The sequence below is a fragment of the Pseudomonas sp. GOM7 genome (assembly GCF_026723825.1).
In the GTDB taxonomy this organism is placed as follows: Bacteria; Pseudomonadota; Gammaproteobacteria; order Pseudomonadales; family Pseudomonadaceae; genus Aquipseudomonas.
On the sequence record NZ_CP113519.1, the window covers coordinates 2,391,594 to 2,411,537 of the forward strand.

At 64.3% G+C, this 19,944-nt stretch carries 20 protein-coding genes and 1 pseudogene; 13 read left to right on the forward strand and 8 right to left on the reverse strand.

The features are described 5' to 3' along the window. Positions 1–63 precede the first annotated feature (63 nt). Together OU800_RS10900 and OU800_RS10905 are read right to left on the reverse strand one after the other, a co-directional pair. Entirely contained in the window at positions 64–1,155 is a 1,092-nt protein-coding gene (locus OU800_RS10900; RefSeq protein WP_268183700.1) for a VOC family protein, read from the reverse strand. 77 nt (positions 1,156–1,232) lie between these two features. Continuing rightward, positions 1,233–1,811 carry a TetR/AcrR family transcriptional regulator gene (locus tag OU800_RS10905; RefSeq protein WP_442964776.1) on the reverse strand — a complete coding sequence of 193 codons (579 nt, stop codon included), beginning with the start codon at positions 1,809–1,811 and terminating at the stop codon, positions 1,233–1,235. Between the two features lie 520 nt (positions 1,812–2,331). Here OU800_RS10905 and OU800_RS10910 point away from each other — a divergent pair. Then, positions 2,332–3,564 carry an NADH:flavin oxidoreductase/NADH oxidase family protein gene (locus OU800_RS10910; protein ID WP_268183704.1) on the forward strand — a complete coding sequence of 411 codons (1,233 nt, stop codon included), beginning with the start codon at positions 2,332–2,334 and terminating at the stop codon, positions 3,562–3,564. A gap of 2 nt (positions 3,565–3,566) precedes the next feature. Here OU800_RS10910 and OU800_RS10915 read toward each other — a convergent pair whose 3' ends face one another. Together OU800_RS10915 and OU800_RS10920 are read right to left on the reverse strand one after the other, a co-directional pair. Continuing rightward, entirely contained in the window at positions 3,567–4,217 is a 651-nt protein-coding gene (locus tag OU800_RS10915) for a TetR/AcrR family transcriptional regulator (protein WP_268183705.1), read from the reverse strand. A gap of 57 nt (positions 4,218–4,274) precedes the next feature. Further along, the gene (locus OU800_RS10920) at positions 4,275–5,864 is read right to left on the reverse strand and encodes a bifunctional 3-(3-hydroxy-phenyl)propionate/3-hydroxycinnamic acid hydroxylase (RefSeq protein WP_268183708.1); all 1,590 of its coding nucleotides are present in this window, start codon (positions 5,862–5,864) and stop codon (positions 4,275–4,277) included. Between the two features lie 136 nt (positions 5,865–6,000). On the opposite strand from OU800_RS10920, the gene OU800_RS10925 reads away from it, so the two are divergent. Continuing rightward, positions 6,001–6,975 (forward strand): phytanoyl-CoA dioxygenase family protein, encoded by a 975-nt coding sequence (locus OU800_RS10925; RefSeq protein ID WP_268183710.1) that lies wholly within the window; start codon positions 6,001–6,003, stop codon positions 6,973–6,975. 81 nt (positions 6,976–7,056) lie between these two features. On the opposite strand, the gene OU800_RS10930 is transcribed toward OU800_RS10925, so the two are convergent. Beyond that, entirely contained in the window at positions 7,057–7,344 is a 288-nt protein-coding gene (locus OU800_RS10930) for a DUF3509 domain-containing protein (protein ID WP_268183711.1), read from the reverse strand. A 53-nt stretch (positions 7,345–7,397) separates the two neighbouring features. After that, a complete protein-coding gene (locus tag OU800_RS10935) occupies positions 7,398–7,619 on the reverse strand; it encodes a hypothetical protein (RefSeq protein WP_268183713.1) in 222 nt (73 codons plus the stop codon). A gap of 475 nt (positions 7,620–8,094) precedes the next feature. Here OU800_RS10935 and dnaX point away from each other — a divergent pair, with 475 nt between their 5' ends. The 6 genes and pseudogenes from dnaX to OU800_RS10965 all read left to right on the forward strand — a co-directional run. Next, positions 8,095–10,194 (forward strand): DNA polymerase III subunit gamma/tau, encoded by a 2,100-nt coding sequence (dnaX, locus tag OU800_RS10940; RefSeq protein WP_268183714.1) that lies wholly within the window; start codon positions 8,095–8,097, stop codon positions 10,192–10,194. Positions 10,195–10,218: 24 nt separating this feature from the next. Next, the gene (locus tag OU800_RS10945) at positions 10,219–10,545 is read left to right on the forward strand and encodes a YbaB/EbfC family nucleoid-associated protein (protein WP_003240957.1); all 327 of its coding nucleotides are present in this window, start codon (positions 10,219–10,221) and stop codon (positions 10,543–10,545) included. A gap of 238 nt (positions 10,546–10,783) precedes the next feature. Beyond that, on the forward strand, positions 10,784–11,383 hold the full coding sequence (gene recR, locus OU800_RS10950) for a recombination mediator RecR (RefSeq protein WP_268183718.1): 600 nt from the start codon (positions 10,784–10,786) through the stop codon (positions 11,381–11,383). A 66-nt stretch (positions 11,384–11,449) separates the two neighbouring features. Beyond that, the gene (locus tag OU800_RS10955) at positions 11,450–11,992 is read left to right on the forward strand and encodes an eCIS core domain-containing protein (RefSeq protein ID WP_442964777.1); all 543 of its coding nucleotides are present in this window, start codon (positions 11,450–11,452) and stop codon (positions 11,990–11,992) included. Between the two features lie 66 nt (positions 11,993–12,058). Beyond that, positions 12,059–13,207 carry an acyl-CoA dehydrogenase family protein gene (locus OU800_RS10960; RefSeq protein WP_268183723.1) on the forward strand — a complete coding sequence of 383 codons (1,149 nt, stop codon included), beginning with the start codon at positions 12,059–12,061 and terminating at the stop codon, positions 13,205–13,207. A gap of 108 nt (positions 13,208–13,315) precedes the next feature. Continuing rightward, positions 13,316–13,423: pseudogene (locus OU800_RS10965) on the forward strand (acyl-CoA dehydrogenase family protein); the annotation flags it as partial. Between the two features lie 32 nt (positions 13,424–13,455). On the opposite strand, the gene OU800_RS10970 reads toward OU800_RS10965, so the two are convergent. Then, the gene (locus OU800_RS10970) at positions 13,456–14,403 is read right to left on the reverse strand and encodes an AraC family transcriptional regulator (RefSeq protein WP_268183724.1); all 948 of its coding nucleotides are present in this window, start codon (positions 14,401–14,403) and stop codon (positions 13,456–13,458) included. A 174-nt stretch (positions 14,404–14,577) separates the two neighbouring features. Beyond that, on the reverse strand, positions 14,578–14,904 hold the full coding sequence (locus OU800_RS10975; protein WP_268183726.1) for a hypothetical protein: 327 nt from the start codon (positions 14,902–14,904) through the stop codon (positions 14,578–14,580). Between OU800_RS10975 and OU800_RS10980 the strand changes: the two genes are divergently transcribed. From OU800_RS10980 to OU800_RS11000, 5 genes are all read left to right on the forward strand, one after another. Beyond that, the gene (locus OU800_RS10980; RefSeq protein WP_268183728.1) at positions 14,890–15,189 is read left to right on the forward strand and encodes an antibiotic biosynthesis monooxygenase; all 300 of its coding nucleotides are present in this window, start codon (positions 14,890–14,892) and stop codon (positions 15,187–15,189) included. The genes OU800_RS10975 and OU800_RS10980 overlap by 15 nt on opposite strands. Positions 15,190–15,300: 111 nt before the next feature. Next, positions 15,301–16,590 carry an NAD(P)/FAD-dependent oxidoreductase gene (locus tag OU800_RS10985; RefSeq protein WP_268183731.1) on the forward strand — a complete coding sequence of 430 codons (1,290 nt, stop codon included), beginning with the start codon at positions 15,301–15,303 and terminating at the stop codon, positions 16,588–16,590. Between the two features lie 16 nt (positions 16,591–16,606). Next, complete coding sequence (locus tag OU800_RS10990) at positions 16,607–17,164, forward strand: helix-turn-helix domain-containing protein (RefSeq protein ID WP_268183733.1); 558 nt, start codon at positions 16,607–16,609, stop codon at positions 17,162–17,164. Between the two features lie 26 nt (positions 17,165–17,190). Then, positions 17,191–18,537 (forward strand): glutamine synthetase family protein, encoded by a 1,347-nt coding sequence (locus OU800_RS10995; RefSeq protein ID WP_268183735.1) that lies wholly within the window; start codon positions 17,191–17,193, stop codon positions 18,535–18,537. Between the two features lie 23 nt (positions 18,538–18,560). Continuing rightward, positions 18,561–19,940 carry an aspartate aminotransferase family protein gene (locus tag OU800_RS11000; protein WP_268183737.1) on the forward strand — a complete coding sequence of 460 codons (1,380 nt, stop codon included), beginning with the start codon at positions 18,561–18,563 and terminating at the stop codon, positions 19,938–19,940. The last annotated feature ends 4 nt before the right edge of the window (positions 19,941–19,944 follow it).

A 19,944-nucleotide genomic window follows, 5' to 3' on the forward strand; every position in this document is an offset into this window, starting at 1 on the left:
CCGGCCAGCAGCAGGCCGCTCTTGAGCAGGGTGCGACGTTTCAATCCGGTCATGGGCATGCTCCTAGCCGAACATCCGCGCCAGGGTGATCAGCTTGCGCAGGGTGAGGTCGGGGCTGCGCCGCAGGTTGCGCAGCAGCGCTGCGATGGCGGCCAGGTTGAGAACGGGCTTGGTGAAGCTTCTGGGCATGCGCTGCCCCCATTGCGCCATGGCTTCGGGGCTGACCGCGTGCACGCCGGTGGGGTGCTCGGCGGTGAACAGGTCGCCGTCGCAGTAGTGTTCGTGCTTGTCACCCCAGGGGTCCTGCCAGTAGTCGAAGATCTGGCTGCCGAGGATGTGCCGGCCGATGCCCCAGGCATGCTTCCAGCCTCGTTCGCGCAGCACGCGCTGGCCCATGCCGACGGCGTCGGCGTCCACCAGCTCATAGGCGCTATGGCTGTAGGTCGCCATGAAACCCTGGGCGATCGCCAGGGTGTGATGGTCGGCCGGGGCGTCACCCAGATCCAGGCGCAGGAAGGTGACCGCCGGCGAGCCGTCCGGCAGCACCTGCACATCGCTGGGGATGAAGCCGAAATGCTCGGTGTACCAGGCGCAGGTGGCCTGGTAGTCGGCCACTTCCAGCACCAGATGGCCCAGCCGGATCACCTCGGGCGGCGCGACGGGGGGGCGCTGGGTGGCGTTGATGCGCGGCGTCTCGTCCACCCCGTTGAACGGCAGCGGCGCGCGATGCGTCATGGGCTCGGCAGGCTGCTGGCCATGAATGGCTTCCAGCAGAAAACCCGAGGGGTCGACCAGGTGTACCCGTTCGCCCCCTCCGGGCCCAGGCAGCGGCTCGATGGGCGAGGCCCCCGGCAGCTCTGCGATGCGTTGCAGGTCGTCGCGGCTGGCGAGGGTCAGGCCGAAACCGAGAAAGCGCGGGCGTTTGGCCAGGTGTATCCGGTAGCAGTAGGGGGCAGGGCCGGTGCCGCGCAGGTACAGGGTGGTGGCATCTTTTCCGGCAGGCTGCAAGCCGAAGTCCGCAAGAAAGCGCTCGGCCTGCTGGAGATCCGGGCGCTCGAAGATCAGGTGGGCCAGCGCCTGAGCCTTGACGGTAGGTTGCCGATGGCGTGCGGGTTGAGCGGTGGCGAGCGTGGCTGTTGGGGTAGTTGTTGCCATTGTCGTTCTCCATGGCTTTTTCGGGCCAAGCCAGGCCGGCGACCCATGTGGCCGGGCTGTTGCATATCTAGCGATGATCAGTCCAGAGCAGGCAGTGGCGGCAGGTCGGCGCTCGCCAGTCGTCGTGCTTCGTCTACGGTTATGCCCAGGGCGCACAGCACCAGTTCGGCGGTTTCGCTGCCTGCATCGCGCCAGGTCTTGATGCCTTCGCGCACCAGCAGCATGGCCCCGAGGGTGGCGCTGGCGATCAGCGAGATGGCGCTGGCCAGGTGGCTCTGCGGGAAGCGGTAGCGACCCGTGCTCAGGCCTTTCAGGACATCGGCCGTGGCCTGGCTGTAGACCATCTCGCGCAGCGAGGCGTCACTCAGTGCGAAGCGGCTGAGGAAAGCGCCCCAGTGCGGTTCTTCATGGGCACGCCGGATGAACAGGCGGATACCCGTGGCCAGGCGCGCGGCAGGGTCTTCCAGGCCGGCGAAGCTGTCGTTGACGCGCTGGTGCATTTCCTTGCTCAACTGGCTGGCGACCTGCTGAAACAACTGATCGATGTTTTCCACATTGTTGTAGATGGTGCCGCGCGCCACGCCGGCTTCCTGCGCGAGGTCGCTGACGTTCAATTGGGCGGCGCCTTTTTCTGCGAACAGACGGATGGCCGCCATGTGGATGCGGCGCTGGGCGGGGCTGAGCTCTGTCAATGCAGGCATCTCCGGTTGGTGCATGGGAGCGATTGAACAGTGGTGTTCAGTATTGGTCAAGCACGAATGATAAATAATGGACACGAGTGTTCAATTTTGCTTTTATCTGCGCTGTTTCGCTGGCATCCCGCCTGTGGTTCAGGAGGGGCCAGCCTGCCCGTACTAGGGTCTGTTGACGTTTCGTACGCGGCCGCGACGGAGCCAGTTTTTGCGTGGAGCTAGGCGCGAGACGCGAAGTTTGGTCGCCCAAATGAGTCGTCGAGCAACGACGCACCACGCAAAAACTGGCCCGTCCCTTCGGGTTGCGCGGCAAATTGCGCCATGCGTCGTTGCGGGATTTGGCAAGGGAACGACCATTACCTGCATCCCGCGCCTCGCGGAACGCCGCCCGGCCATGGCGCAATTTGGCGCAGCAACGCGGCTCGCGCCGAAACGTCAACAGACCCTAGGGTTCATGCTGTCTTTCGCAGAGGATGCTTAATCGATGAGCAAGCTGTTCCAGCCCCTGTACCTGCCCAATGGCACCGTCATTCCCAATCGCATCGCCAAGGCCGCCATGGAGGAAAACCTTGCCGACGCCGACCATGCGCCCGGGCCGGTGCTGACCCGGCTCTATCGAAGCTGGGCCGAAGGCGGCGCCGGGCTGATCATCACCGGCAACGTGATGGTGGATCGGCATGCCCTGACCGGCCCGGCCGGCGTGGTGCTGGAGGATGACGCGCACCTGCCGCGCTTCGAGGCCTGGGCCGCGGCTTGCCGCAGCCAGGGCGCTCAGGCCTGGCTGCAGATCAATCATCCCGGGCGCCAGTTGATGGCCAGCATGGGCCAGCCGGCCCTGGGGCCATCGGCGATCCCGGTGAATATCCCCGGGCTTTCCAAGCTGTTCGCCCAGCCCGTGGCATTGGAGGCGGGGCAGATAGAGCAGCTCATCCAGCGTTACCTCAACACCGCGCTGCTGGCCGAGCGCGTCGGTTTTTCCGGGGTGCAGATCCACGCGGCTCATGGCTATCTGTTCAGCCAGTTTCTTTCACCGCTCAGCAATCGCCGCAGCGATGACTGGGGCGGCAGCCTGGAAAACCGGGCGCGTATCCTGCTGCGCACCGTCGAGGCGGTGCGCGCCCAGGTCGCCACGCAGTTCAGCGTGGCGGTCAAGCTCAACTCGGCGGACTTCCAGCGTGGCGGCTTCGAGGCCGGCGATGCGGCAGAGGTGGTGCGGATGCTGGGATCGCGGGGTGTGGATCTGGTCGAACTCTCCGGCGGCAGCTACGAGAGCCCGGCGATGCAGGGGCAGACCCGCGATGGCAGCACCTTGGCGCGCGAGGCCTATTTTCTGGAGTTCGCCGAGCGTATCGCCGAGGTTGCCTCAATGCCCATCATGGTCACCGGTGGGGTGCGGCGCAGGGCCGTGGCCGAGCGGGCCGTGGAGCAGGGGGTGGCGATGGTCGGCATGGCCACCGCCCTGGCCATCGAGCCCAGCTTGCCGGCACGCTGGCGGGCGGGCGAGGACATCGCGGTGCAGCCGGTGGTGGTGAGCTGGAAGAACAAGGCCCTGGCCGCTGCCGCTACCCAGGCGGTGATGAAGAAGCAACTGCTGCTGCTCGGCAGGGGCAAGCCAACCCATGCGGGTACCTCGCCCTTGCTGGCGTTGCTGGGTAGCCAGATCAAGCTCAGGCTGCAGGCCCGGCGTTATCGCCGCTGGGTCGCGAGCAAGGGCTGATCCTAGAGGGCGGGTTCCGGCAGTACCTGCCGGGCCAGCTTGCGCGCCCGTGCCGCCGTCGCGCCCAGCGCCCTGAGGATCATCTCGGCGACCAGCACGTCGTGTTCGCTGACACCGCGACCTTCCACCACGCTGCGCATGGCACCGAGCGTGCTGGAAACCAGCAGGTCGAGGGCGATGCCCTCGTGCTCGTAGCTGAGGATGCCTTCCGCCTTGCCCGCGCGCAGGTCGGCCAGCACGTAGCCGGTGACCTTCGAGCGCATTGCCTGATCGGAGTGCACCACCCGCACCACGGCACTGGCCCAGTCCGGGTCGGCCATGGCCCGGCGGATGAACATGCGCACGCCAATGGCCATGCGCTGCGCGCCGCTGTCGATACCCGCGCTGTATTGCGCGATCGATTCGGAGAACTCGTCGGCCATGGCCAGGCCGACCGCCTCGACGACTTCGTCGCGCGAGCGGAAATAGTTGTAGATGGTGCCGCTGGCCACTTCCGCCTCGGTGGCCAGGTCGAGCAGGGCGATATCGCCCAGTTCCTTGCGGGCCAGCAGGCGCACGGCGGCATCGATGAGGCCACGGCGGGTGCGCTCGCGCTTCTTGTGCCCACGGCTTGGCGCGGCGGGTTCGCTATCGGCTGTCTTGGCTCTGCTCATGGTGGTGCTCTGCGAAGGAGCGTTCGATGATAATGGAGTGCCGGGCGGCTGGGCCATTCACTTTCTCAGCAATTGCAGGCAGTCGGCAACGAGCTCGGCAGCCTGCTGCGCCGGGCCGTCGTGCATCAGGATGCGATCCGGGCGAACCACCAGCAATGAGCCGGTGGGCGCGATCTGGGTCAGACGCTGGCCCAGGTCCTCGACGAAGGGGGTGGCGGCGTTGCTGCGTTGCCCTTGCTGGCCGATCTGCAGAAAGCGCCCACCGGACGTTTCCCAGCGCTGCTTCAGTGGCTCCGGCAGCAACGTGCAGGGGTCGATGCCCATGCCCAGCAGGGTCAGGCCGTCTCCCAGCACCTCGTCGCTCAGCAGCAGACGACCTTCGCGGGTGCGCACCAGCCCTTGTGGCAGCAGGCCGCCTCGGCGGACTTTCACGCAGCCGCGCCTGTTGATGAACAGACCTCGGCGGAAAATGTTCTTGGGCTTTATCTCCAGCTCCTCGAACTGCCGCCGTGCCGCCGGTATCAGGCTGAGCGTGCGCATCATGCCGTGGCCCAGTACGGCCAGCAGAACGTTGCGCGGCATGATCAGGCGCCCCATGAGCTTGGCCATGTTGATCATGGCCTGGGCATGGGGGCGGCGCTCCTGCTCGTAAGTGTCGAGAATCGCCGGGCTTGCCAGGCCCTGCACAACCCAGCTCAGCTTCCAGGCCAGGTTGGCGGCGTCGCGTAGCCCGGCGACCAGGCCCTGACCGACGAACGGCGGGGTGATATGGGCCGCATCGCCGACGAGGAACACGCGGCCTTGCTGGAAGTGCTTGCAGCAGCGCGCGTGGAAGCGATACACGGCCTTGCGTTCGATCTGCAGTTGGCTGGGGTCGATCCAGCGCTGCAGCAAATTGGCGATGTAGCCGTTGTCTTCCACCTGCTCGCGGGTTTCCCCGGCGCGCAGCATGAACTCCCAACGCTCGCGGCCGCCCGGGGCGGGCATGTGCGGGATGGGGCGGCGGTGATCGCAGATGAACTCGACGTGGTCGATGGCCTTGCCCTCGCGTTGGCAGGCATCGACGATCAGCCAGTCCTCACTGTAGCTCTGGCCCTCGAAATCCTGGCCGATCAGGCTGCGCACCTTCGAGCTGGCGCCATCGGCGCCTACCAGATAACGGGCACGCAGACGATGCAGACCGCCGTCCTCGGCGCGCAGCATGGCGGTGACGCCTTCGTCGTCCTGGGCCAGATCCTCCAGCTCCAGCCCACCGCAGCAACCGACATTGTCGAAGCGCTGGTACTGGGCACGCATCGCGCGCTCCAGATCCGGCTGATAGAAGGTCACCAGCTTGGGGTGCCCATCCACACTGCCGCGGGTATTGGCACGGCCGAACTGACCGATGATCGGGCAATGCATGCGCACTTCGGGGATCACCACCTTGTCGAAGGCTTCTTCGGCGAGGCCGGCCTGCTGGAGGATGCGCAGCGCCTCGTTGTCCAGCGCGATGGCGCGCGGCATCAAGAGGATGTCGTGAGTCCTGTCGATCACTAGAGTCTGGGTGCCATGGCGGCCGAGCAGGGCGGCCAGCGTGGCACCGACCGGGCCGTTGCCGATGATCAAAACGTCGACGCTGTCTGGCAGTGCTTTGTTGTTGTTATGCATGTCGGGCTCTTGTAATGGCGCGGGGTTGTGATTATTTTGGGCAGGTTATTCAAAAATGAATAATTTCTCAATATTGAGATTGGCCCTTAAAACCTATTACAACAAGCCGCGCACCTTGGTGCCGAGGGAGCTCTCCATGTCCTTTCCTGCATACCCGACTCGCACCCTGACTGCCGAGGAGATTCAGCGTTACCACGACGATGGCGTCATCATGATCAAGGGGGCCATCGACCCCAACTGGATGAAGCTGCTGGAAGAGGGTGTCGAGGCAGCCAGGGGCGATGCCTCGCTGCTGGGGCGCTTCATGTCGCGCAAGGTGGAGGGCTACCAGATGGACATTTTCCTGTGGAAGCGCATCGATGCCCTGCGTGACCTGATCTACTACGGGCCTTTCGCGCGCTGGGCGCAGCAGTTGATGGGCTCGCAGCAGGTGCGCTTCTTCTACGATCAGATGTTCGTCAAGGAACCCGGAACGGACGCACCGACGCCCTGGCATCAGGATCTGAGCTTCTGGCCCATCCGTGGCGAGCAGATCTGCTCCTTCTGGATTCCATGCGATCCGGTCAACCGCGAGAACAGCGGGCTGCTGTACGTGAAGGGCTCGCACAAGTGGCCGCAACGTTTCAAGGCCATCTCGCCGGATTACGTGGCGACCATCATCGACGAGCGGATGGACGACATTCCCGATATCAACGCGCATCCCGAACGCTACGAGTTGCTCGACTGGGACATGGAGCCGGGCGACATCCTGATGTTCCACCCCCTGACCCTGCATGGCTCCCATGGCAATCAGTCACGCACGCGGCGGCGGCGCGCGCTGGCTTTGCGCTGGGTGGGGGACGACGTGGTCTACGCGCCTTCGGCCAAGCGCATGCCGATTCACTTCAGGCATGCCTCGGTGCCCGGTGGGCCGCTGCAGGGCGCCGCGTTCCCACGCATCCTGCCGGAGATGGATCCGCAGGAGCGGGCTGCGCGCGCCAGGCCGGAGCGCGCCGCGGCGAGCAAGCTGCTGGGCTCCTTGCTGGACAACGCCATGGCGGCAACGCGGCTGGCGTTCAAACCCGGCAGAAGCAAGTCGTTCAAGCAGACCTGGACGAAGCCCGGTAGCTGAGTGAGGGGTGGTCTCGAATATCGTGGTCAACGCAAAACGCCCGAATGACATCGGGCGTTGTTCATTGCGGGCGAGAAGGGCTCAGGCCGTGCGATAGCTCAGCACGCTGTCCTGTTCCTTGAGCGTCTTGCGCAGATCGGCGGGGATGTTGCCGGCGCGTACCGCGAGCTCCAGGCGGATTTCTTCCAGGCTCTGGGCGAAGGCGTCCTGATCGTCAAGCTGGGGCTTGGCCAGTACGCGGCTGTAAACGGTACTGTCACTCTCGTCGAGCAAGGCGAGGATGATGCTGCCATCAGGCCGTGGCGAACTGAAGTTGGCACGCAGCGGAGTGAACAGATGATCGACGAGTTGCTGGTTGGTGAGTTCCATAACCTACTCCATCCTGAGATTGGCAATTTTTGACATCAGGATGATAGATAGGTTCAAGCGACGAGCGACTGGCGGGTACGTTCGATCACCTGTTGCAACGACTCGTCATTGTACTGACCCGGATAAAGACGCTGGCTGTACTGGGCGATACCGGTCTTGTCGACGAGGGTAAAGCTGAAGCTGCCCTTGCGCGCTGCCTGGATGCGGCAATCGAACGGGGCGAAGGCGTGGGTCAGGGTGCTGATGGCTTTCTGGATCTGATGTTGAGTATTCATTTTTCTAAGTATTTCCTTTCTTTAACGCAGGTGCGCATCGATGCGCGTTGTGTTGCTCCGTGAGGTCGGCCGAAAAGCGGCCTTAGCAAGTAAACCAATAGGAGCTTTATATGCACGATAAAGTTCCATTGTTACGGTTCTTCGGCGTGGTCGGTACGTCGGAGGCAGGCAGATGAACAGCGCCAGCAGTGATCGATGGCGAGTTGGCCTGAACAGTCAGCAGGGTGGGATCGGGGAGGGCGGCAGCGCAGGGAGCGCTAGACGTTGAACCGGGAAACCAGCGGGGAGGCGCTAGGGCCTTGATGACTTGCAGCGTGGTACGAACGGCGCGGATGATAAAGCCTTGCTCAAGAAATGAACAGCATTATTTGTCGCCACTGCGGCGTAACACTGCGAGCATGCCGTTGCGGATGCAATTTGCTGGTTGCTCCGCTAGCATTAGCCCACTTTTGCTTTCCTCATATGACGGTTTTCCATGAGTTATCAGGTTCTTGCACGTAAATGGCGTCCGCGCTCGTTCCGCGAAATGGTCGGCCAGACGCATGTGCTCAAAGCCCTGATCAACGCCCTGGACAGCCAGCGTTTGCACCACGCCTATCTGTTCACCGGCACCCGTGGGGTGGGCAAGACCACCATCGCGCGGATCATCGCCAAGTGCCTGAACTGCGAAACCGGTATCAGCTCCACCCCCTGCGGCACCTGTTCGGTATGCCGGGAGATCGACGAAGGCCGTTTCGTCGACCTGATCGAAGTGGACGCCGCCAGCCGCACCAAGGTCGAAGACACCCGCGAACTGCTCGACAACGTGCAGTACTCGCCCAGCCGTGGCCGCTTCAAGGTCTACCTGATCGACGAAGTGCACATGCTTTCCACCAGCTCCTTCAACGCCCTGTTGAAGACGCTGGAAGAGCCGCCGCCCCACGTCAAATTCCTCCTCGCCACCACCGACCCGCAAAAGCTGCCGGTCACCGTGCTGTCGCGCTGCCTGCAGTTCTCCCTGAAGAACATGCCACCGGAGCGGGTGGTCGAGCACCTGGCTCACGTGCTGACCGCCGAGAACGTGCCGTTCGAGAACGATGCCCTGTGGCTGCTCGGCCGCGCCGCCGACGGCTCCATGCGCGATGCCATGAGCCTGACCGACCAGGCCATCGCCTTCGGTGAGGGCAAGGTGCTGGCGGCCGATGTGCGTGCCATGCTCGGCACCCTCGATCACGGCCAGGTGTATGGCGTGCTGCATGCGCTGATCGAAGGCGATGCACGGGCGCTGATCGAGGCGGTGCGCCACCTGGCCGAGCAGGGGCCAGACTGGAATGGCGTGCTCTCGGAAATGCTCAACGTGCTGCACCGTGTGGCCATCGCTCAAGCGCTGCCGGATGCCGTGGACAACGGCCAGGGTGACCGTGAGCGCGTGCTGCAACTGGCTCAGGCGTTGCCGGCCGAGGACGTGCAGTTCTATTACCAGATGGGCCTGATCGGCCGCCGCGATCTACCGCTGGCGCCGGATCCACGCAGCGGCTTCGAGATGGTGCTGTTGCGCATGCTGGCGTTTCGTCCTGCCGGCGGTGACGATGCGCCGAGGGTCACGCTAAAGCCCTTGGGGATCAGCCAGGCCACTGCTGATTCCCAGCCCAACCCAGTGGCCGGTGCTGCCGTGGTGGCACCGGCTGTCGTTGCGCCGGCCGCCCCTGTCGTCACCGCGCCTGAGCCCGAGCCGGTCGTGGTGGCGGAAGCGCCCGTCGCGACGCCGCAACCTGTTGCGCCGGCCGAGCCCGTCGCTCCGATAATCGCTGCTGAGCCTGAGCCTGAGCCTGAGCCTGAGCCTGAGCCTGAGCCTGAGCCTGAGCCTGAGCCTGAGCCTGAGCCGGTTGTCGTGGCGCAGGCCACTGCGGCCGTCGATCTGCCCTGGGAGCCCGTGCCTGCGGCTGAGCCCATGGTCGAAGCGCCAGTCGAGGCTGCGCCTGCTGTGTCGGTAGAGCCGGTGGTGGACGCTGCGCCCGTGGCCGAGGCGGCTATCCCGCTGGAAGGCATCGCGCCCGCCGACGACGAAGAGCCGCCACCCGGCGATTATGATTACGTCGAGCTGGACAATGGCGCGCTGGACTACGATTTCGACCTGCCGAGTGAAGCCGAACCCGAGGCCGAGCCCGAGCCCGAGCCTCTGCCCGCCGTGGCGCCGGCCACCGGCCTGGCCGCGGAATGGCTGGCGCTGTTCCCGTTGCTCGGCCTCGGGGGCATGACCGGCAGCATCGCGGCCAACTGCACCCTGGTCGAAGCCAATGGCGACGACTGGCTGCTGCACCTGGACCCGGCGCACAGCGCGCTGTTCAACCCGACCCAGCAGCGCCGTCTCAACGACGCCCTGAACCAGCAGCAGGGGCGCAGCATCAAACTGCGCATCGAACTGCGCAAACCCGAACAGGAAACCCCGGCGCAAGCCGCGGCGCGCAAGCGTGCCGAGCGGCAGCGCAGCGCCGAGGCCTCGATCCATGCCGATCCGCTGGTGCAGCAGATGATCCAGCAATTCGCCGCCAAAGTGCGCGACGGCAGCATCGAGCCTATCGACACTCCCAGTTAAACCCCGAACACCGAGGATAGCGACATGATGAAAGGTGGCATGGCAGGCCTGATGAAGCAGGCCCAGCAGATGCAGGAAAAGATGCAGAAGATGCAGGAAGAGCTGGCCAATGCTGAAGTCACCGGCCAGTCCGGTGCCGGCCTGGTCAGCGTGGTGATGACCGGTCGCCATGACGTCAAGCGCATCACCCTGGACGACAGCCTGATGCAGGAAGACAAGGAAGTGCTCGAAGACCTGATCGCCGCCGCCGTCAACGACGCCGTGCGCAAGGTCGAGCAGAACAGCCAGGAGAAGATGGCCGGCATGACCGCCGGGATGCAGCTACCCCCCGGCTTCAAAATGCCTTTCTGAGGCAGTGACGCCCAGCCGGCACGCATTACTGCGTTGCGAAAGGCCCCGAGCATCCTCATTTACAGACGTAAACTCCGGTGCTCGCGGCCTTTCGCGCCTTGTACTGCATACCGTCTGGTCGCCCCCTCGGATTGCGTAGTGATAATGCGCACCCAGCCTGTAGCCCGGATGTAATCCGGGGAAACACGGCATACACGATTTCCCGGATTGCATCCGGACTACACCCTGTAGGAATTTCATGAGCTTCAGCCCCCTGATTCGCCAGTTGATCGATTCGCTGCGCATCCTGCCCGGTGTCGGGCAGAAGACCGCACAGCGCATGGCCCTGCAATTGCTCGAGCGTGATCGCAGCGGCGGTCAGCGCCTGGCACAGGCGCTTGAGGCGGCCATGGTGGGTGTGGGGCACTGCAAGCGCTGTCGCAGCCTGAGCGAGGACGAAGTCTGCCAGCTATGCCTGGACGAGCGCCGTGACGACAGCCTGCTGTGCGTGGTCGAAGGGCCGATGGACGTGCATGCGGTGGAGCAGACGGGCTATCGAGGCCGCTACTTCGTGCTCAAGGGCCACCTGTCGCCGCTCGATGGCCTGGGGCCGGAGGCCATTGGCATTCCCGAGCTGCTGGAGCGCATCGAGGCTGGAGGCTTCAGCGAGGTTATCCTGGCTACCAACCCCACGGTGGAAGGTGAAGCCACAGCGCACTACATCGCGCAGATTCTCGCCGGCAAGGGCCTGGTCGCCTCGCGTATCGCCCACGGCATGCCGCTGGGCGGCGAGCTGGAGCTGGTCGACGGCGGCACCCTGGCCCATGCCCTGGCCGGGCGGCGGCCGATCAGTCTCTAGGTTCCTTCCTCCCGTTACGGAGCACCTGTGATCGCTGCCTTTCTGCGCTGGTTCTCCGCGCTATGCATGCTTGCTTCGCCTATTGCCGTGCAGGCTGAGCAGTGCCCAAGCGGGCAGATCCAGGTGTGCCTGGGTGGCTCCTGCCTCTGCGTGCCCGACCCGGTTCGAGTGCGTGAGGGTGGCCTGAACATGGCCGCCGTCCGCCTCGAGGCCTGGCTGCTGCAATCCCGCCAGGCCGCGCTGCGCGCCGGCACCGAGCCCATTCCCCTGATGATTCGTGCGCAGCTCGCGCCGTTCTATGACGAGGCATTACTCGATGCCGTGCGCTTTCGCATCGGTATCACCGACGAGATGGACGCCGCCACCGTCATGCTGCAGAACCCGGACGTGCAGGCCGTGACCCTGGTGGACGTGGTGGTGTTTCGTGATGCCGGCGCCGCTGCCAACGACGCCGCGCTATGGGCGCACGAGCTTTGGCACGTGCAGCAGTACCGCGACTGGGGCAGCGCCGAGTTCGCCCGCCGTTACACCCGTGATTTCCAATCAGTGGAAGGGCCTGCCTACGCGATGCAGGCGCGGGTGAGAAGGGCGCTGCGCGAGGAGAAATGAAACGCTCGCTTGAAAACCAAGCAAGCGCTAGGTTAGGGTGGCTGAAACGATAACGGGAGTACCCGCATGGCCGCCGCTCAGCCTTATTTCGATGAGTCCCACCAACTGGTTCGCGACAGCGTTCGGCGCTTCGTCGAACGCGAGATCCTGCCGCATATCGACGAATGGGAGGAGGCCGAGGAATTCCCCCGTGAGCTCTACCTCAAGGCCGGTGCGGCGGGCATCCTCGGCATTGGTTATCCCGAGCAGTATGGCGGCAGCCATGAGGGTGACGTGTTCGCCAAGGTGGCGGCCAGCGAGGAGCTGATGCGCAGTGGCTCGGGCGGCCTGGTGGCCGGGCTCGGCTCGCTGGATATCGGCCTGCCGCCCATCGTCAAGTGGGCCAAGCCAGCGGTGCGCCAGCGCGTGGTGCCGCAGGTGCTTGCTGGTGAGAAAATCATGGCACTGGCGGTAACCGAGCCCTCCGGCGGCTCCGACGTGGCCAATCTCAAGACCCGTGCCGTGCGCGACGGTGACCATTACCGCGTCAGTGGCAGCAAGACCTTCATCACCAGTGGCGTGCGTGCCGATTACTACACCGTGGCGGTGCGCACCGGCGATGAGGGCTTCGGCGGCGTCAGCTTGCTGCTGGTGGAGAAGGGCACGCCGGGTTTCAGCGTCGGCCGCAAGCTGAAGAAGATGGGCTGGTGGGCGTCCGATACTGCCGAGCTGTTCTTCGACGACTGCAAGGTGCCGGTGGAGAACCTGATCGGCGGGGAGAATGCCGGCTTCGCCTGCATCATGGCTAACTTCCAGAGCGAACGCCTGAGTCTGGCGATCATGGCCAACATGACCGCGCAACTGGCGCTGGAGGAATCCCTGAGGTGGGCGCGCGAGCGTCAGGCCTTCGGCAAGCCGGTGGGCAAGTTCCAGGTGCTCAAGCATCGCCTGGCGGAGATGGCCACGCAGCTCGAGGTGTCTCGCGAGTTCACCTATCGCCAGGCTGCACAGATGGCTGCCGGCAAGAGCGTGATCAAGGAAATCTCCATGGCCAAGAACTTCGCCACGGATATCGCCGATCGTCTGACTTACGACGCGGTGCAGATCATGGGCGGCATGGGTTATATGCGCGAATCCCTGGTCGAGCGCCTGTACCGCGACAACCGCATCCTCTCCATCGGCGGCGGCACGCGGGAAATCATGAACGAGATCATTGCCAAGCAGATGGGGTTGTAGCCAGTGCGGTGGGAGGGGGTAGCCGCGATCAGCCTAACCAGGGCGGAAAAGCTCGCCGCTGAAGCGCCTCCCACAGAAGCCGGCGGTGCGGAATCTGGGCCTTCATGGCGCGAATCCCTGGTCGAGCACCTGTACCGCGACAACCGCATCCTCTCCATCGGCGGCGGCACGCGGGAGATCATGAACGAGATCATTGCCAAGCAGATGGGGTTGTAGGGGGGCTGTTCGTACCTCCTGCCTGGCTGCTCTCAGGACGCTACCTGACCCTGCCCCGCCTGCCGCAGGCGGGCAATGTCGCGCTGCGGTGGCGCGCCGAACAGGCGGCTGTACTCGCGGCTGAACTGCGAGGGGCTTTCATAACCCACGCGATAGCTTGCCGCGGCTGCTTCGAGGTTGTCGCACAGCATCAGGCGGCGAGCCTCTTGCAGGCGCAGTTGCTTCTGATATTGCAGCGGGCTGAAAGCCGTGACGGCCTTGAAGCGGTGATGCAGGGTCGACGGGCTCAGGTTCACCTCGCGGGCCAACTCCTCGATGCGCAACGGCTGGTCGAAATTGCTGCGTAGCCATTCGATGGCGCGGGAGATGCGTTGACTCTGGCTGTCGGCTATCACCACTTCATGCAGGCGATGGCCCTGCGGGCTGAGCAGCATCCGATAGAAGATCTCGCGTAGCGCCAGTGGTGCCAGCATGGCGATGTCGCGTGGGGTTTCCAGCAGGCGCAGCAGGCGGATCACCGCATCCAGCAGGCGCGGATCGAGACGGTCGAGAAACAGGGCGCGTTGCGAGGCCGCATCAGGCACCGGGATGGGTGGCATTTCGGTGAGCAGGCTGCTGATCAGGGCTGGGTCGATCTCCAGTGCGATGCTCAGGTAGGGTGCCTCCGGGCTGGCTTCGATCACCCGGCCGGTAACCGGTAGCATCACCGACGCCACCAGGTAATTGAGCGGGTCGTAGACATAGAGCTCCTCGCCCAGGCGTATCTCCTTGCGGCCTTGGGCGATGATGCACAGGCAGGGGTCGTAGACCGTCTGCATCGGCAGGCTTGGCGAGGTGGCGCGCGCCAGTTTGAGGCCGGGAATGGCCGTGAGGTGCAAGCCATCGTCAGGCACGAAGCGCTCGACGAGGCGCGCCATTTCATGGCTGAGTTCGGCCAGAGGGGTGTCGAGATTCGTGGCGGTGTGAATGGGTGATGGCATGGCGCGCCTCCGTAAAGTCAGCGAAGCCTAGCCAGGTTTTTCAGGCAAGTCATGAGGGGTGGCAGGATTAGGCAATTATTTGCCAGTAATGGGCAAATAGCCCGTGATACGGAGTCTCTCCATGATTTCGTCTGCTCTGCGTGCCTTGCTGCTGCAATTTTTACGACTGCAGTTTTAGGCAAGAATTTGCCAGTAATCGACTAACGCCGCGATGAGTCCATCACTAATCTCTCTAGTCATCGCGCCGGTCTCGGCTCGAACGCATGCATCAGCCATCTCACCCGCGAGCGGTGCCAATAAGTCAATCAAGGAGCGAGTGATGTCGAGCAAATGGCTGATCGCGCCGCTGACGCTTTTGTTACTCGCCACGGCCTGGCTCGACTGCAGAAGCGGTGGCGGCGCGGCGTTCTCCGGGCCGCAAGCAGCGCCCCATGTATTGCAGCGAAATGCTGCCGGTCTGTACTGATTCAATTCCAGGAGGTTGCCATGAGCATCATTCATCGTATGACCGTTCGCGCCCGTCACGATCGTTCGACCCGGTTGGGGCAGTGCCTGGCTCGGCTGGACGAGGTAGGCCGAAGCATTCCCGGTTGTCAGCACCTGCGGATTTTCTCGCTGCGCAGTGATCCGCTGACCTGGCAGGTCGAGGGGCAATGGCGCTCGGCCGCCGCGCGAGACGCCTTTCTCGGCAGCGAAGGTCTGCGTCAGGTGTTGGCACAAGCGATAGACGAAGCGCTCTTCACCCATCTCGAATGTGCCGTGGAGCTGCACCGGCAGGTCGCCTGAGGTTGCCTCCGGAGAGTGTTTCAGGGGCTTTCAAGCCGCCCAGCTTGCCTTTGTGAATTTATCTCTATAGATTTTCATGAAATTAATTTTAAATAATTTCATGAGTCGTTCATGTTCCATCAGGCCAATCAGCACGTCGACAGTTACTACGCCGCCACCTGTGCGGCGCAACTGACGAACTACCCGACGCTGCAAGGCGAGCGGCGCTGCGATGTGGTGGTGATTGGCGCTGGCTTCAGCGGCTTGCATACGGCCCTGCGCCTGGCAGAGGCAGGCAAGCGGGTTATCCTGCTGGAAGCCAGTCGGGTGGCCTGGGCGGCTTCCGGTCGCAATGGCGGGCAGGCGATTCTGGGCTGGTCCTGCGACATGCCGCCGCTGGAGAAGAGCGTCGGCCTCGAAGGTGCCCGCCGTCTGTGGGATGGTATGGCCTGGGCCGCGCGGGAGTTGCGCGAGTTGCCGCAGCGCCATGGCTTCGATTGCGACTACCGCCGCGGTCATCTGTGGACGGCGGTACTGCCAAGGCGGGTGGCGCTGCTGCATGAGTGGCAAGAAGAGGCTGCCTACAAATGGGGGCACCGCGCACTGCAGTTCGTTTCCCGTGAACAGATGCCGCAATGGGTCGCCAGCGAGCGCTACCAGGCCGGGCTTTACGATCCCGAGGCCGGGCACCTCAACCCGCTCAAATTGGCGCTCGGCCTGGCCGAGGCCTTCGTCCGCGGCGGAGGGCAGATCTTCGAGCAGAGCCGCGCGCTGAGCCAGGAAGCTCATGGCGCCGGCTACCGCGCGCGTACCGGGCAGGGCAGCGTGCAGGCCGACAACCTGGTGCTGGCCTGCAATACCTATATCGACGATCTGGAACCACGCCTGGCACGACGCATCCTGCCGGTCGGCACCTACCAGATCGCTACCGCACCGCTGGGCGCCGAGCGTGCCGAGGCGTTGCTGCCGCGCAATGCCTGCGTTACCGACAACCAGTTCGTGCTCGATTATTTCCGTCGCACGCCGGATCACCGCTTGCTGTTCGGCGGCGGCTGCACCTACCTGGGCGGTTTGCCCAAGGACATGGCGGCGGCCACGCGTCCCTTCCTCCAAAGGGTCTTCCCACAATTGTCCGGTGTAGCCATCGACTTCGCCTGGGGCGGGCATATCGACATCACCCGTGCGCGCACCCCGGATATTGGTGGCGAACACGGCCGTTACTGGCTGCAGGGCTTCTCTGGCCATGGCGTGTTGCCGACCCTGGCCGCAGCCCGCGCGGTGAGCGACGCCATCCTCGGCGATGACGAGGAATTGTCCCTGTACCGGCAACTGCGCAACCCCGACTTCCCCTTCAACGAACGCCTGGCTGCGCCCCTGGAGGCCATCGGCAAGGCCTGGTATCGACTGCGAGACAGCTTCTGACATGGACAGCGCCGAGATGAACCAGAACCTGGAGATGGCGGCCCTGGCCGTGCTCATCCACGATCTGCGCAAGCACAAGAAGGTCACCTTGAACGAGCTGGCCGAGCGTATCGGCCGCTCGGTGGGCTTTCTCTCGCAGGTCGAACGGGGGCTGTCGCGGCCGACGGTGGCGGATCTGACTGCCATCGCCGAGGCGCTCGACGTGCCCACCACCTATTTCTACAGCCTGCCCAAGCCCAAGGCGCTGGACTGGGTCACCCGGCCTGACGAGCGCCGCACCCTGTACCTGGCCGGGGGCATCACCGACATCATGGCCTCGCCGACGCTGCAGGGCGCCTTCATGGTGGTCGACAGTCTGCTCGAGCCCGGTGCCAGCAGTGGCGAGCGGCAGATGAGCGACCGCTCGGAGCAGGCCGGCTACGTGCTCGAAGGCCAATTGACGCTGTGGCTGGGTGAGGACGAAGAGAGCGCCACCCTCTACCCCGGCGATGTTTTCCAGGTGCCCAGCTATGCGCGCCTGCGTTATGCCAACCAAGGCGACACCCCTGCGCGGGTGTTGTGGATCTACACCTGACCTCCCGTGAACCGGAAATAACCACAATGAACGCCACCCGAGTCGAGCTGCTCGACGAAGTCCGCCAATTCCGCCAGACCCACCCCGAGGTGCGCTTCGTCGACCTGATCTGCCTGGACATTCCCGGGCATTTCTATGGCAAGCGCTACCCCATCGAGATGCTGGAGAAGGTCGCCGCCGGCAGCGCCCTGAAACTGCCGCAGAACTGCGTGCTGCTCGGCGCCCAGGGCGGGCTCTACGAGATCGGCGACTACTGTTTCCATGACGGCGACCCGGATGCACCTCGGCGGCTGATCCCCGGCACGCTCAAGCTGGTGAACTGGGAGCGCCAGCCGCTGGGGCAGATGCTGATCAGCTCCGATGGCACCGAGGCGCCCATCGAGTTCGAGCCACGCGAGGTGCTGGCACGGGTGGTGAAGCGCCTGGCAGCGCGTGGCATTCGTCCGGTGGTGGCCTTCGAGCTGGAGTTCTACCTGTTCGACAAGGCGCTCAAGGACGGCCTGCCGCAGTACCCGCGCGATGACCTGAGTGGCGATGCCGACGACCAGCCGAACATGCATATCGAGCGGCTCTCGCGCTTTGCCGAGGTGCTCGACGACATCAGCGAGACCGCGCGGCTGCAGGGTATCGACACCACGGTGATCACCGCCGAGATCGGCCCAGGGCAGTTCGAGATCAACTTCAGTCACAACGCCGATCCCATGCAGGCGGCCGACTGGTCGGCGCTGTTCTGCCGGGTGACCCGTGGCGTGGCGCTCAAGTACGGCCATCGTGCCAGCTTCATGGCCAAGCCGTATCTGCAGTACCCGGGTAGCGGCATGCATATCCACGTCAGCCTGTACGACGAGGCTGGCGAAAACCTGTTGGCGCGTGACGAGCAGCGCCCGTTGCGCCATGCTGTGGCCGGTTGCCTGGAGCTGCTGCCGGAACTGATGCCGATCTACGCGCCGAACCACAACAGTTACCGCCGCTTCGGCGCCCAGGTGAACTCGGCGAGCAAGGCCAGTTGGGGCTTCGAGGATCGCGACGCCTGCGTGCGCATTCCCGAGTCGGACGCGCGCAACCTGCGCCTGGAGTTCCGTCTGCCGGGTGCCGATGCCAACCCTTATCTGGTGCTGGCGGCATTGCTGACCAGCATCGAGCAGGGCCTCGATGCCCAGGTCGAGCCCATCGCACCGCTGAATGACGACCGTGCCAGCGGCGTCGACTTTCCCAAGGACATGCTCGACGCCGTGCGCTGCATGCAGGCCAGCGAGCGCGTTGCCGCCGGCCTCGGCAGCGAGTTCGTCATGGTCTATTGCGAGAACAAACGCCAGGATCACCTGGCCTTCATGCACGACATCAGCCCGCGGGAATACCGCTGGTACCTGTGATGTCACGGATAGAAGGAGGCGACATGAACAACGCCGTAAACAACCCCAAGACCGCCCATTGGCAGGCCCTGAGCCAGGCCCATCATCTGGCGCCGTTCAGTGATTACAGGCAACTGGCCGAGAAGGGCCCGCGCATCATCACCGAGGCAAAGGGCGTGCACCTGTGGGACAGCGAGGGCCACAAGATCCTCGACGGCATGGCCGGCCTGTGGTGCGTGGCTGTCGGCTATGGCCGCGAGGAGCTGGTCGAGGCCGCTGCTCGGCAGATGCGCCAGTTGCCGTTCTACAACACCTTCTTCCAGACCGCCCACCCGCCGGTGCTGGAGCTGGCGCATGCCATCTCGCAACTGGCGCCGGCCGGCATGAACCATGTGTTTTTTACTGGCTCGGGCTCGGAAGGCAACGACACCATGCTGCGCCTGGTGCGTCACTACTGGGCGTGCAAGGGCCAACCGAGCAAGAAGATCATCATTGGCCGTGAGAACGGTTACCACGGCTCCACCGTGGCCGGTGCCAGCCTCGGTGGCATGAAGTTCATGCACGAGCAGGGCGACCTGCCGATCCCCGGCATTGCCCATATCCCGCAGCCCTACTGGTTTGGCGAGGGCGGCGACAAATCGCCCGAGGAATTCGGCATCTGGGCTGCCGACCAGTTGGAGAAGAAGATTCTCGAACTGGGCGAGGACAATGTGGCGGCCTTTATTGCCGAGCCGGTGCAGGGCGCTGGCGGCGTGATCATCCCGCCCGAAACCTACTGGCCGCGTATCAAGGAAATCCTCGGCAAGTACGACATCCTCTTCGTCGCCGACGAGGTGATCTGTGGCTTTGGTCGTACCGGCGAGTGGTTCGGCAGCCAGTACTACGATCTGAAACCCGACCTGATGACCATTGCCAAGGGCCTGACCAGCGGCTACGTGCCCATGGGCGGGCTGATCGTCAGCGACAAGGTGTTCGAGGTGATCGAGGCGCACGGCGACTTCAACCACGGCTTCACCTACTCCGGTCACCCGGTGGCAGCGGCGGTGGGCCTGGAGAACCTGCGCATTCTCAAGGAAGAAGGCATCGTCGAGCGGGTCAAGGCAGAAACGGCACCCTATTTGCAGCGTCGTCTGCGTGAGCTGGCCGATCACCCGCTGGTGGGTGAAGTGCGCGGCCTGGGCATGCTCGGCGCCATCGAACTGGTGCAGGACAAGGCCGCGCGCAAGCGTTACCCGGATGAAATGGCTGCTGGCATGGTCTGCCGTGGCCACTGTTTCGACAACGGTCTGATCATGCGTGCCGTGGGTGACACCATGATCATCGCGCCGCCCTTGGTGATCAGCCAGGCAGAAGTGGATGAGCTGGTCGAGAAAGCGCGCAAGTGCCTGGATCTGACCTGGGAGCAGGTGCGTAGCCAGGCGTAAGCTC

Bases quoted from the DNA above. Each gene is read 5' to 3' on its own strand.
- OU800_RS10900 (WP_268183700.1), bottom strand. From the start codon at position 1,155: ATGGCAACAACTACCCCAACAGCCACGCTCGCCACCGCTCAACCCGCA.
- OU800_RS10905 (WP_442964776.1), bottom strand. From the start codon at position 1,811: ATGGCGGCCATCCGTCTGTTCGCAGAAAAAGGCGCCGCCCAATTGAAC.
- OU800_RS10910 (WP_268183704.1), top strand. From the start codon at position 2,332: ATGAGCAAGCTGTTCCAGCCCCTGTACCTGCCCAATGGCACCGTCATT.
- OU800_RS10915 (WP_268183705.1), bottom strand. From the start codon at position 4,217: ATGAGCAGAGCCAAGACAGCCGATAGCGAACCCGCCGCGCCAAGCCGT.
- OU800_RS10920 (WP_268183708.1), bottom strand. From the start codon at position 5,864: ATGCATAACAACAACAAAGCACTGCCAGACAGCGTCGACGTTTTGATC.
- OU800_RS10925 (WP_268183710.1), top strand. From the start codon at position 6,001: ATGTCCTTTCCTGCATACCCGACTCGCACCCTGACTGCCGAGGAGATT.
- OU800_RS10930 (WP_268183711.1), bottom strand. From the start codon at position 7,344: ATGGAACTCACCAACCAGCAACTCGTCGATCATCTGTTCACTCCGCTG.
- OU800_RS10935 (WP_268183713.1), bottom strand. From the start codon at position 7,619: ATGAATACTCAACATCAGATCCAGAAAGCCATCAGCACCCTGACCCAC.
- dnaX (WP_268183714.1), top strand. From the start codon at position 8,095: ATGAGTTATCAGGTTCTTGCACGTAAATGGCGTCCGCGCTCGTTCCGC.
- OU800_RS10945 (WP_003240957.1), top strand. From the start codon at position 10,219: ATGATGAAAGGTGGCATGGCAGGCCTGATGAAGCAGGCCCAGCAGATG.
- recR (WP_268183718.1), top strand. From the start codon at position 10,784: ATGAGCTTCAGCCCCCTGATTCGCCAGTTGATCGATTCGCTGCGCATC.
- OU800_RS10955 (WP_442964777.1), top strand. From the start codon at position 11,450: ATGCTTGCTTCGCCTATTGCCGTGCAGGCTGAGCAGTGCCCAAGCGGG.
- OU800_RS10960 (WP_268183723.1), top strand. From the start codon at position 12,059: ATGGCCGCCGCTCAGCCTTATTTCGATGAGTCCCACCAACTGGTTCGC.
- OU800_RS10970 (WP_268183724.1), bottom strand. From the start codon at position 14,403: ATGCCATCACCCATTCACACCGCCACGAATCTCGACACCCCTCTGGCC.
- OU800_RS10980 (WP_268183728.1), top strand. From the start codon at position 14,890: ATGAGCATCATTCATCGTATGACCGTTCGCGCCCGTCACGATCGTTCG.
- OU800_RS10975 (WP_268183726.1), bottom strand. From the start codon at position 14,904: ATGAATGATGCTCATGGCAACCTCCTGGAATTGAATCAGTACAGACCG.
- OU800_RS10985 (WP_268183731.1), top strand. From the start codon at position 15,301: ATGTTCCATCAGGCCAATCAGCACGTCGACAGTTACTACGCCGCCACC.
- OU800_RS10990 (WP_268183733.1), top strand. From the start codon at position 16,607: ATGAACCAGAACCTGGAGATGGCGGCCCTGGCCGTGCTCATCCACGAT.
- OU800_RS10995 (WP_268183735.1), top strand. From the start codon at position 17,191: ATGAACGCCACCCGAGTCGAGCTGCTCGACGAAGTCCGCCAATTCCGC.
- OU800_RS11000 (WP_268183737.1), top strand. From the start codon at position 18,561: ATGAACAACGCCGTAAACAACCCCAAGACCGCCCATTGGCAGGCCCTG.